We start from the raw sequence: 10,923 nt of genomic DNA on the forward strand, positions 1-10,923 counted from the left end.
TGAGCGCAGCCAACCTTGAGTGGATTAATGCTAATCTCGACAAATTACCGACCTATGAAACCTTGAAAGAATTTACAAGTAATTGCATCCATCAGTGGAATAGCCAAGTGGTAGAGGGCGAGTTTACCCGTGAGCAGCTGTACAAAGTAGAGCGGGTCAATCCAGATCGTATGGAGCTCACCACCGAAGATTATGTGGAACTATTCTGGGAGAAGCGACCAAGGCAAAGCACCTTCCTGCAGGGCGGGCTTACGATTACAGAGGATAATAAGGAGTATTATTACGAAGCCTATACACCCGATGGCGAAATTGATATCGAGTGGCGTATGAGCAACACCCGCCGACAATTTGGCGTGAAGTATGACCCTCTGGACCTTACGAAAATCGCCATCTACCGAGTGGATAAGGGCGATGTGTGGAGGTTTGAGCGTTATCTACACCCAGCCATTAAAGTGGCTATGGCGGCAGAAGACCGCACCGCGAAGGATGACGAACTAACCAAGAAGGTCCTAGATGCGGATAAGGAGATGCGGGTGCGTAGGGATGCGATTGGCAAGGCCATCGACATCAAGTATCAGCAACATCAGCAGAGCAATTACCCACGTATGCTTGGGGCATCCAAGGCGGATAATGAGCGTGCTGTGGAGCTTGCACAAGAGCTTGCCAAAGTGGATGATGTTACTATTTCGCTTAAGAATGCCACCACATCGCTGGCGGTGATTAAGAAGGTAGAGAGTAAGATGGATTGGTCCGATGTACGACCACTCACCAATCAAGAAATGAAAGGAAAACTAATCGAGAAATTATAATATAAAAACATTACTACTAATTATGAATAAAGAACTTATTAGAACTAAACTTAAAGAGCTGGTGGCACGACTAGGCTCACAGCGAAAGGCCGCTAACCACCTCGCTATCGGTACCACCACCGTTGGCGATATCATCCGAGGCAATAGAGATGAGGTGATATCGGATGAGATGTGGAGTAGCCTATTTGCCAAGCTCTGCACCAAGAGCGATGGATGGGTGGAGGTGGAGACTGCGGCATATCAGGAGATATGTGCCGTGATCAAAGACTCACAAGATAAATCAAGCTGTACTTGGTTGGTGGCTGACGCTGGAGCAGGTAAAAGCACTACTGCCCGCAATTACTCTGCCCGCAATGCCAATGCCGTATATGTGTTGTGCAGTGAGGATATGAAGCGTTCGGATTTCCTCGATGCTTGTCTATCCGCCCTCGGTGAGAAGAGTGTGGAGAGTGGTTTGCGGGCCCGACTTGAATTTTTGATTGAGGTGCTTAGGAATAAAAATAACCCAGTCTTGATACTTGACGAAGCCGACAAGCTGATAGATAGCATCCTACTCTATTGCGTTACCATTTATAATCACCTCGAGGGGCACTGTGGTATCGTGATGCTTAGCACCGACTACATCGAAAAGCGTATGAATAGCGGGCTAAGACATAACAAACGAGGGTACAACGAGCTACACTCGAGGATTGGTCGGAGGTTTTATGTGGTGGACAAAACCACTCCGAGCGATATCTACGGTATCTGCAAGGCGAATGGCATCCTCGATGACTCCACCATCAATAGCGTGATTAGAGATGCCGAGCAATTTGATTTTGACCTGCGACGAGTAAAGAAGTGTGTGTTGAAGTTAAGGGCGTGAGTAACGGTGTGTACAAACGGAGAAATCCGTGTGTACAAACGGATTTACCCGTTTATAGAAACTGATTAACCCGCATTTATAAATGTTGAACTCCAAGAAAAATATAAAACTCTCCGAGAGCGTGAAAAAACTCTCCGAGAAAAAAAGAAGTGAATTATGGATATTAAAGTAATACAGACGAACGAAAGAACAGAGGTAAATATATCAGCGATAAGTGCTGATGACCCTAAAACAATTGATTTTATATTGAAGGTAATAGAGGGGTGCCGTCCAATCGCAAGTCCAGATTTGAGACCTCAACATTATCCTTCGGCATGCAATACTGAAGGGACGCGTGTAGCTGCTCCATTAGGGCCGACATTCGATAGGCTTTACTTAGATTCTCGACCTGTATTTCCACATCAATGTCCCAACAATGAAAGTGCGTGCACTCTCTTGAAAAACGTGGATGTATCTCGTCCTCAGGAGCAGAGCGAAAATCAAAAGCCCAGTTCTTGTACCCAACCTGTAGAAGTTCAGGGTCAAAACCAAAGAGCTCAAGGATGTAGCGGAAGCCCTGAAGGGTCTGCTTTAGTAGATGAACATCTTCGGAAGAGAGCTCGGACGCACCTCCTGAGACATAAACCTCTGTAAACATACTTAATTGTACCATGGTGAATTTGTTTTAGTTAATAATGCTACAAAGATAGTGAATTATGAGTAAGCAAGCATTATCGGTGAGTCAGGTGCTCAATCAGAAGCTGGAAACCTTTGAGCTGTCAGAGGAGTGGCAAGCCTTTTTCGGCAAGCCAGAGCAGTGTGGAACTTGGATTATATGGGGAAAGTCAGGAAATGGAATAACAAATGAATCAACTATCAATAATGTGATTAGAGATGCAGAGCAATTTGATTTTGATTTGAGGCGGGTGAAAAAGTGTGTGTTGAAACTTAGGGCGTGATATGGAGTTGGATTGGGGCTTAGCGAAAAAAGAGTTTAATCGGTGCTTTCCAGAGATCGCACACGAGCTAGGAAGTATCAACTATATAGATATACAACTAACAAAAATGCATAAAAGACCAGTCTTTGATATCGTTAAAGTGATAGAAAGGCTTGAAAAGGTGGGTGCCTTAAAAGAGGATGAGAGTCTTGCAGATTATGCAAATAAAAGACCTAACAACGAAGAAAAAATAAAAGAAATACTAGGATTATGATATACGGTTATTTAAGAGTGAGCTCTTCGGAGCAGGATATAAATAGTCAAAAGCAGGGGGTTGATGAATACGCGAAGGATAAGGGGTGGGTTATTGATGAGTATGTAGTGGATGATGGCGTATCAGGTGGTGTTGATTACGCAAAAAGACACTTAGGGGAGCTTCTTAATCAAATGGAGGCGGGTGATATACTCATTTCTAGCGAGATCAGTAGGCTCGGTAGAAATCTCTTAATGGTAATGGAGATCCTGAATAAAGTGATGAAATTGGGAGGGGAAATTCACACTGTAAAGGAGGGGTATCACATGGGTAATGACATTCAATCTAAGGTACTTGCATTTGCGTTTGGATTGGCATCCGAGATTGAGAGACAGCTCATACAGCAAAGAACGCTGGAAGGTTTGGCACTACGAAAAAAGATGGGAGTGTTATTAGGACGCCCTCCACGAAAAAATTCGGGTACGTTTACGAATGCAAAACACGTAGAGGAGAAAAAGGATACGATTGTGACACTCTACAGATATGGGGTGTCTATCAACGAAATATATAGAGTTACAGGAATTGATAGAGCTACGATTTCTCGAAGTCTCGTCCTTTGGAAAGTTCATAAAAATTGGGAACAACTTTATGATGCCCGACAGAAGAGATGGGAGGAGGAGATGGAGCGTAAGCGACTACTCTCAGAGGCTCCAGAGATTGATACTAATAGGCTTAAAGTGCTTATCGAGTCAAATATGACGTTACCTGAGATAGCAGCAACTATGCCAGAGTACACTTACGATCAGGTCTACTATACTGTGCAGGGTTCACGAGAGCTTCATCTACTATATCGCGATCATGGGCATAAGAGATTAGCGAAGGAAGCAAATAAAATAAACAAGTTATTAAAAGATGAGTGGGAAAATGCTAAAGCATCAGTATAGAATGCTGAAATGTATGGTGAATAGCATCAGGAAGGCATCCGCGTCTATTAGCGGATTTATTGGGAAGTACTAACGGATTTATCCGCGACTATAAACGGATAAATCGGACGATATAGGAGAATAATATGGCAAAGCAAGCATTATCGGTGAGTCAGGTGCTCAATCAGAAGCTGGAAACCTTTGAGCTGTCAGAGGAGTGGCAAGCCTTTTTCGGCAAGCCAGAGCAGTGTGGCACTTGGATTATATGGGGCAAGAGTGGCAATGGCAAGAGTTCGTTTACGATGATGCTCGCCAAGGAGCTCTGCAAGTATGGCATTGTGCTATTTAACTCGCTGGAGGAGGGCACAGGCCTCACCATGGCGAACACCCTCAAGCGATTTGGGATGATGGAGGTGAACGGCTCCCTACGAATTATCAGCGAAAGTATGGAGGAGCTCGGAGAGCGACTCGAGAAAAAGCGGAGCCCACGCATCGTGATTATCGACTCCTTTCAATACACCCGCATGAGTTATATCGATTACATCCAGTTCAAGGAGCGTTTCCCGAAGCACCTGCTTATTTTCATCAGCCATGCCAGTGGCAATAACCCAGCAGGCAACGAAGCAGTGAGTGTGATGTACGATGCCTCCTTAAAGATATGGGTGGAAGGGTATAGGGCTTTCAGTAAGGGCCGCTTTATCGGTGAGCGAGGCGAGTTCGACATTTGGAAGGAGAAGGCAGAGATTTATTGGGGAAAAGAGCAATAAAAAAGGAAACGATGAATAGTATAGAAGAAAGAACAGTGTACAACAGCCGTCTGCGGATTATGCACGAGAGAAAGAAAATGAAGTTATCCTTTGCTGAACTAAGAAGTGTGGCGATGGTCACACTGATAGCTGTCTCCTTTTTCGAGGCGAGAAAGGGACTCACTCAGGAAGAGGAGGGAAAATTCTTCAACCTGGTGCAACTATCACAGAGACTCGGGCAACGTCTCCTGAGTCAGAAGGAAAAGTACACTATCAGTATGAATTACTCTGAGGTGGCGACTATGGCGATGGTCTATCGGATGGTGACAGGAGTGATGATGGGGCCTTACGATAGGATGGTGGCCTACACTGTCAGTGAACAACTAAATATAAGAGGGTAATGAGAGGATATAGCGACATCTGGGCGATGATTAATAAGCTAGCAGGAGAGCTGGAAGCAGAGGAGCTTAAACGTGTGATGTGCGAAAGTGTTTCCGATGGGAGGACAAATAGTTTGCGTGAGCTCACAGGTGGTGAGCTCGTGAAGCTCAGGGCAGAACTGAGAAAGCAGACAGGCTTCAAGCCTTCCAAAGCCAATCCCGAAAAGAGGCGTAAACGCTCGGCTGTGCTTAAGCTACTGAAAAGCTATGGCATCGATACGAGCGACTGGGAGGCAGTGAATCGCTTCGTAAGTCAGTCGCGAATTGCGGGCAAGGAGTTCCACCAGCTCAATGAGGAGGAGCTCGAAAAACTCAGACGAAAGATGTACGCGATCAACCGAAAGAAGAAGAAAGAAAAAGAGGAGGAGGTGACCGTGGTGGAGCCCCAAAAGGATAAAAAGAGGAAGTGCGTCTATTACACGAATGTGACTACGGCACAAATGATAAAAAGAGGTAATTATAATTAACAATCAAATATGATATAACAATGAGTACCATGACAGAGCAAGAGAGAAAAGAATTTGAGGAGTACAAGGCGTGGAAAAAGAAGAAAGAGGAGGAGAACACTCGTCAGCAGAACCGCGACGCCTATCGTGAACTAGTCGATGAGACGTTACAGGCCGTGGTGCCAAGCCTTCAGCAGGTCAGTGATGGGCTAGGCATGAGCAAGGAACGAGTATTTCAGCAGTTCGAGGAGCTGATTCGCATGAAAGGCGATGTACTGGGCTTGGTCAGCGAGGGGCAGCGCTCACACACTTTCACCAATTCCGATAGCACCATGAGGGTAACTCTTGGTTATCACACTATCGACGGATACCGTGACACAGTGGACGACGGTATTCAGATGGTCCGAAAGTACCTAGAGAGCCTAGTGGGCGATGACAAGAGCAAAGCCCTGGTGGATATGGTATTCCGATTACTTTCTAAGGACAGTAAGGGGAATCTCAAAGCTAGTCGAGTGATTCAGCTGAGACGTATCGCCGAAGAAACAAAATCGGAGGAGTTCCTGGAAGCCGTGAAGATCATTGAGGAAAGCTATTTACCTACCCTTTCGAAGCGATACATTCGCTGCGAAATCAAAGATGACCATAACGGCTGGACAACAGTCCCCTTATCCATGACAGAAGTGGGCGAAGTGAGTGAAATGTAAGGAAAATGTAACTGTTATGGGTAATATTGAAATAAGTAACAATCAGCGTACGACAAGTAGTCATATCGATTCGCCGAAACGTAATAAGAAGGAGTACCTCCTTCATCTGTGGGAAATCAATCGTCCATATTACTCAGCGCAAGAAACTCTTAATTTGATTGCGCCAAGGGCGAAATATCGCAATAGCGAGGCTAAGATAATCATAAAGGATGAGAATATGTTTTGGTAATTAACATGAGGGGGTGAAATGCAGTGGCATCAACCTAGGGAGCAAAGCAGCAAAAAATCACTCCTGGCACCCCCTCAATATTATAAACGATATGGAAAAAGATAGGAATAGCATAGAAGCGATTAGGGCGGACCTTTCATTTATAAATGATATGCAGACCTCGTTAAGAAATGCGGATTATGAGGCTGTGACGGTCAGCTTAAGCGACTGGAAAAGTGAGTTAAGAGACAGATTGAGAGAGAAACAAAGGGAGGTTGAAGATGAGTATGAGGAAGATGGTAATAGCAGTAGATTTTGATGGCGTAATAAATGCCAGCCCATACCCAGAAGTTGGAGTAGTGGTGAATGGTGCAAGGGATGCCATGCAGGAGCTGAAGAGGCGGGGGCATCATCTTATTATATGGACGTGCAGAGAGGGGCAAGATCAGACCGATGCCATTAACTTTTTGCTGGAGAAGGGTATCCCCTTTGACAACATCAATTGTAACGCTCGAGAGAACTTCGAGCGCTACTCGAATGATTGCCGAAAAGTGCCGACCTCTACATTGATGATCGTAACCTCGGTGGCTTCCCCGGCTGGAAGGAGGCTCTAAGGCTCATCGATGAGGGCACGAACGAGGAAAAATGCAACCCCTATGAGGGATGTTTTGGATATTAATAATTTCTTTTTTTCATAATTGTAAAGTGATTAATGAGGAGTGGGATATGCCGTGAGGCACGTCCCACTCTGCTTTTTGCTGAATAAACGTTATATTTGTGAGAAGAAGGTAGATGGGATGGGAAAAGTACACAGAAATACACGTAAGATGTCGCTGATCATACAAGAGATTGTGGAGGCGAACTATGAGCCAGGTCGGCAAGATCGCTCCAAAGAGTGGGTGTACCGCTCTATTGTCCAACACATCTACCCGATGAGCCGCCGCACCTTCTACCGCTACTTACAGCGGGCTAAAGAGAGCGAAAGCAATCCAACGATGCCACGCCAACGTTCGCTCTTTGATTAACTACTGTTTAAAGGTTGTTTCAAAGTCTATCCGATAGACAAATAAACCATTGCTCTGACGCTCCCTCTCCTGACTGATACGAGAGAGAGGACTAAAGGTTTCTTCGCCTGTATATCCCTGCAGGCACTCCCGCACCTCCTCCACAAGGTCGTAAATCTGTAGTGACCTCGACCGCTGCGATTGGTGCGCTGCAGTTCGCATAGCGGTATCGTCAGCGATACGGACTGTTACCCTCGCATTGCAGAGCTGGGAGACCTCAGTAATGTCCTGCTGGCGGTTCACAGAAATAGTAATAAGTGCGGCTGGGTAGGCGATGGGTGGTCGCTTGGTCTCCGCGAAGCCCACTTCGAGCTGCCCCGTATCCATGTCGATGTATTTAAGCTGAGTGATGGTCTGTAGTTGCCCGAGGAGGGCGGTGTAAATTGCTTTCATTTCTTTACGATGTCTAATATTTTACTATATATTTTCTCTTCGATTTTACGCATGAGCACCTTGCTACGCCCTATAAATGGGCGTGTTGGCATGGTGAATGGCTTTTTGCCGTAGATCTTTGCTGGTTGGCCGTACTGATGCACCGCAGCGTAAGGAGCACTATTCGAGACCCGCACCCCATCAGGTAGGTAGGTGTATCGGATAGAGTTTTTGAGGAGCCCCGTTTCGCCATTCAGGATGGGTGCGCTGGTCCGCTCTGGACTAAACTTCCCCGTTTGCCCAGAGTGCCCATACCAGGGCGATTCGGGCTTCCGTCGCTCCACCTCCTTCCAAGGGTTGAGCGTTTCATCGGTAAAGCCCTCATCCTCGAAGCTTCGCTTGAAGTGTGCTACAGCTTCCGTGCCCACAATATCCTTTACCGCCTGCGAGCGGATAAACTCTTGTAGCTGCTTATTCTTCGTCTCGATTACTACTGCAAACTCCTGAATATCCATTGTTTGTTCATATTAAATTGTTTACGTACCTTTGTGGTGAGAAATCAAAGAAGTGGTGATAACTGCGACCCCTGGCGACGAACAGAGTGGTGACGGGTTATTACCACTTTTCTTTTTATATCAGCTTTATGAAGTGGAAGACTATTTCACCCGTTTCCCGCTCTTCAAATTGCAGTTCAATGTTTCTATCCTTTCCTATCGGATTATTCCCTTTGTATTTAATTGTAAATTTATGGTAGCCTAAGACATAGTTATCCTTGCTTCTCTTTACATTTTTTTTGAACTTGTGCATGTATTCTGCGTTCAAGTACTCATCAATATTTTCAAGAACCTCTTTCTTAATGGGGTACAATTCGCCGTAACGCATATTCTCAGTGACAGAATTTCGCACGAATTTACCGAGTTTTCCCTTAAATTCAGGATAGCGAACCTCCTTGGGTCTAAGGACAGCTAAAAGTCTTTTTGTTGTTTCTTTAGAGTCTAATTTTTGTACATGCTCTTCCCTTGCCTGCTGGTGCATCTGGCAGAGCTCGTCGCCAGAGCCACTTGACACCAGTCCTTGTCGGCGGCACTCGGGGCAGGTGGCTACGCCCTTGCCCTTGAGGTATGGGTGTTCGTTAAGCTTAACGAACTCGGCAGTTTTGCCTGGATTGTTTTGGAATGTTGGAGGTATCATTTGGGTGATCTTAGGCACACCCGTTGCAGGCTTATCTGTAGGGCGGAAGCTGCATTGGCAATTCCAGTCCCACGGCGGAAGGTAGATATCCCAAAATGGGTCCTCTATCGGTAGAATGGTTCCAACTAATTCGAGGTGCTCATCTCGTTTATCACGAGCACTACTGATGAGGTACTCCAGATTAGGATAAGTGTCCTTCGAGCGGAGGGCATCTTGGTAGTTGGCGGCAGAGCGGGCTGAGCGTACGGCGGTATTGTACTCGGTACGCAACCACTGTTCATTCCACTGGATATTGACCGCCTTAACGGCCTTGCGAAACTCTCTAAATGAGCGTAGATTGCCCTCCTCATCAAGGAGCATAGATACCAATAGCTTCTGCTCGGCATGCGCCTTAAAGGCTGCAAAAACGCCCGTATTGTACTTAAACTGGTCGAGGAAGCCCTGCTCAGGCTTTCCAAACTCAGGCGATGCGAATGCAGAGTCCACCGCATGCTGGAGAGGATCATTGGTTACTCTAAAAAGCGATGGAGAGAGGGTCTTCTTGGACTCTTCCACAAGTGCTTCCCCATATACCTCCTTGAGTGCCTCCTCAAAGAGTTTGTCGATATTGATGGAGTAGTCGTCAGCAAGTTGAATGTTCCCCGTAATAGAGTGCTTCAATTTCAGCCACCAAGGCGTCCGAACTTTCTGGGCTTTTTTTTTTGAAGCTGCAAGAGTTACATCATGCAGCTTTTTATCGGGTTGCTCTTCCTTTTTTGGCTCCTTCGGCTCCTCTTCTTCAGGCTTTTCCTCCTCTTGCTTTGGCTCCTCCTTTTTGCCTGTGGTTGGCTCGTCTCCATCTGGTGCAGGTATGCCGTATCGGTCCCGTAGGTAGCTCTCAGGTATCGCCATTAGTGTAGAGAGCTGCACCAAGTCATTCACCGATGTTTGCTCCACGGAGCTTGGGAAGACAAATCGACCTCCACTGACGGGCAATCCTCGCTCCTCAAGGAAAGGTAACACCTGACTATTGAGTATTCGCTGCACATACTTCTGGTCGCTCTTAAATAGCGACTCCTCCACCTCCATGTGCACCTCACCCAGCGAGCGTGCCCCCTTATCCCCTGCAATGGTGGTGAGCGTTTGCCCCAGCAGGCTAATCAATATCTCCTCATTACAAGCCTTGCGGAATTGGTCAAAGCTGATACCATTGGTGGCTTTGGTCTCCCGAATATCTATCTCCGCACCGTCAGGCACCACCATATAGGCAGCAGATCCAGCTTGTTCCAAAGCCTGCTCGAGTACCCGTCGTGAGGCTTGGTCGTAAGAGTTGTATTTACCGATACGCATCGGCATGCCGAATAACTCTATCCACTGTGCCCAGTCGCCAAAGCCCCCTCGCTTAAAGATAGCATACGGGATGCCTTTGAGGATTAGCCCCCAGTAGCGTGGCTTACCGCAAACGATCAGCGAGCGCTCCCCCTCGTAGGGGATTACCTTTTCTTCGTTGGCGAGGTCGATGATGATACCCTTCCGCTCCAAGGAGATGTGCTTGGTAGGGATGGCAGAAGTTACAAGCCCATCGTCATTAAAGCTCAGCTCCGCAGCAGAGCGGCCATAAAACCTTGACTTGGCAATCTCCTTGAGTAGGTCCTCCCAAGCAATTGTATCCATCAGGTCATCCATCACCTCTACAGGTTTGCCCTTGCTATCTGCAAACACCAAATCGGCCAGAGCCACTGCATTGGTACGCTTATCCACCCCATGCGATAGGTAGGGGTCGAGCAGCATATCATCATACATATCATAGAGGGTGGATGGGCGACCGTAGTCAGCACTACGTAGTGCCGAGCGCCAAGCACTTGCCTCCCACACATTTCTACGGATGGGCTTAATCACCAAATCTTGTATCACGGTGCCAGTCTGAGCTGGTTTTTTACTCTTTTTCTTTGCCATATCAATAGTGGTTATTGCGTTTAGGGTTGGATCCAAATAGATAAGTGGTAGGC

Annotated in this window: 17 protein-coding genes; 13 read left to right on the top strand and 4 right to left on the bottom strand. The window is 46.6% G+C overall.

Going from position 1 to position 10,923, the window contains the following annotated elements; all coding sequences use genetic code 11:
• Both QYZ87_10855 and QYZ87_10860 read left to right on the top strand, forming a co-directional pair.
• Positions 1 to 809: hypothetical protein (locus tag QYZ87_10855; protein ID MDN4755005.1), on the top strand; the 809-nt coding region annotated here is incomplete at its 5' end.
• Between the two features lie 22 nt (positions 810 to 831).
• Positions 832 to 1,671, top strand: a complete 840-nt coding sequence (locus QYZ87_10860) for an ATP-binding protein (GenBank protein ID MDN4755006.1) — start codon at positions 832 to 834, stop codon at positions 1,669 to 1,671.
• Between the two features lie 241 nt (positions 1,672 to 1,912).
• On the opposite strand, the gene QYZ87_10865 is transcribed toward QYZ87_10860, so the two are convergent.
• Positions 1,913 to 2,323, bottom strand: a complete 411-nt coding sequence (locus QYZ87_10865; protein MDN4755007.1) for a hypothetical protein — start codon at positions 2,321 to 2,323, stop codon at positions 1,913 to 1,915.
• 43 nt (positions 2,324 to 2,366) lie between these two features.
• Between QYZ87_10865 and QYZ87_10870 the strand changes: the two genes are divergently transcribed.
• From QYZ87_10870 to QYZ87_10920, 11 genes are all read left to right on the top strand, one after another.
• Positions 2,367 to 2,609 (top strand): hypothetical protein, encoded by a 243-nt coding sequence (locus tag QYZ87_10870; GenBank protein ID MDN4755008.1) that lies wholly within the window; start codon positions 2,367 to 2,369, stop codon positions 2,607 to 2,609.
• A gap of 1 nt (position 2,610) precedes the next feature.
• Positions 2,611 to 2,862: a hypothetical protein gene (locus QYZ87_10875; protein ID MDN4755009.1), complete on the top strand. Its 252-nt coding sequence runs from the start codon at positions 2,611 to 2,613 to the stop codon at positions 2,860 to 2,862.
• Positions 2,859 to 3,785 carry a recombinase family protein gene (locus QYZ87_10880; GenBank protein ID MDN4755010.1) on the top strand — a complete coding sequence of 309 codons (927 nt, stop codon included), beginning with the start codon at positions 2,859 to 2,861 and terminating at the stop codon, positions 3,783 to 3,785. The genes QYZ87_10875 and QYZ87_10880 overlap by 4 nt, the downstream gene beginning before the upstream one ends.
• A 125-nt stretch (positions 3,786 to 3,910) precedes the next feature.
• Positions 3,911 to 4,531, top strand: a complete 621-nt coding sequence (locus QYZ87_10885; protein MDN4755011.1) for a hypothetical protein — start codon at positions 3,911 to 3,913, stop codon at positions 4,529 to 4,531.
• An 11-nt stretch (positions 4,532 to 4,542) separates the two neighbouring features.
• Positions 4,543 to 4,911, top strand: coding sequence for a hypothetical protein (locus tag QYZ87_10890; protein MDN4755012.1), 369 nt, complete (start codon positions 4,543 to 4,545; stop codon positions 4,909 to 4,911).
• Positions 4,911 to 5,417, top strand: coding sequence for a hypothetical protein (locus QYZ87_10895; protein MDN4755013.1), 507 nt, complete (start codon positions 4,911 to 4,913; stop codon positions 5,415 to 5,417). The genes QYZ87_10890 and QYZ87_10895 overlap by 1 nt, the downstream gene beginning before the upstream one ends.
• A gap of 20 nt (positions 5,418 to 5,437) precedes the next feature.
• Positions 5,438 to 6,100 (top strand): DUF3164 family protein, encoded by a 663-nt coding sequence (locus QYZ87_10900; protein ID MDN4755014.1) that lies wholly within the window; start codon positions 5,438 to 5,440, stop codon positions 6,098 to 6,100.
• A gap of 16 nt (positions 6,101 to 6,116) precedes the next feature.
• Positions 6,117 to 6,329, top strand: a complete 213-nt coding sequence (locus QYZ87_10905; GenBank protein MDN4755015.1) for a hypothetical protein — start codon at positions 6,117 to 6,119, stop codon at positions 6,327 to 6,329.
• A gap of 91 nt (positions 6,330 to 6,420) precedes the next feature.
• Entirely contained in the window at positions 6,421 to 6,627 is a 207-nt protein-coding gene (locus QYZ87_10910) for a hypothetical protein (protein MDN4755016.1), read from the top strand.
• Positions 6,596 to 6,922, top strand: coding sequence for a hypothetical protein (locus QYZ87_10915; protein MDN4755017.1), 327 nt, complete (start codon positions 6,596 to 6,598; stop codon positions 6,920 to 6,922). The genes QYZ87_10910 and QYZ87_10915 overlap by 32 nt, the downstream gene beginning before the upstream one ends.
• A gap of 183 nt (positions 6,923 to 7,105) precedes the next feature.
• Positions 7,106 to 7,333, top strand: coding sequence for a hypothetical protein (locus QYZ87_10920; GenBank protein MDN4755018.1), 228 nt, complete (start codon positions 7,106 to 7,108; stop codon positions 7,331 to 7,333).
• Here the strand turns inward: QYZ87_10920 and QYZ87_10925 are convergent, their stop codons facing one another.
• The 3 genes from QYZ87_10925 to QYZ87_10935 form a co-directional block, all read right to left on the bottom strand.
• Positions 7,334 to 7,765: a hypothetical protein gene (locus tag QYZ87_10925; protein ID MDN4755019.1), complete on the bottom strand. Its 432-nt coding sequence runs from the start codon at positions 7,763 to 7,765 to the stop codon at positions 7,334 to 7,336.
• Complete coding sequence (locus tag QYZ87_10930; GenBank protein MDN4755020.1) at positions 7,762 to 8,259, bottom strand: phage virion morphogenesis protein; 498 nt, start codon at positions 8,257 to 8,259, stop codon at positions 7,762 to 7,764. The genes QYZ87_10925 and QYZ87_10930 overlap by 4 nt, the downstream gene beginning before the upstream one ends.
• Before the next feature lie 115 nt (positions 8,260 to 8,374).
• Positions 8,375 to 10,923 (bottom strand): DUF935 family protein (locus QYZ87_10935; GenBank protein ID MDN4755021.1); only part of this gene is annotated, 2,549 nt, incomplete at its 5' end.

Source organism: Porphyromonadaceae bacterium W3.11 (assembly GCA_030434245.1).
In the GTDB taxonomy this organism is placed as follows: domain Bacteria; phylum Bacteroidota; class Bacteroidia; order Bacteroidales; family Porphyromonadaceae; genus Porphyromonas_A.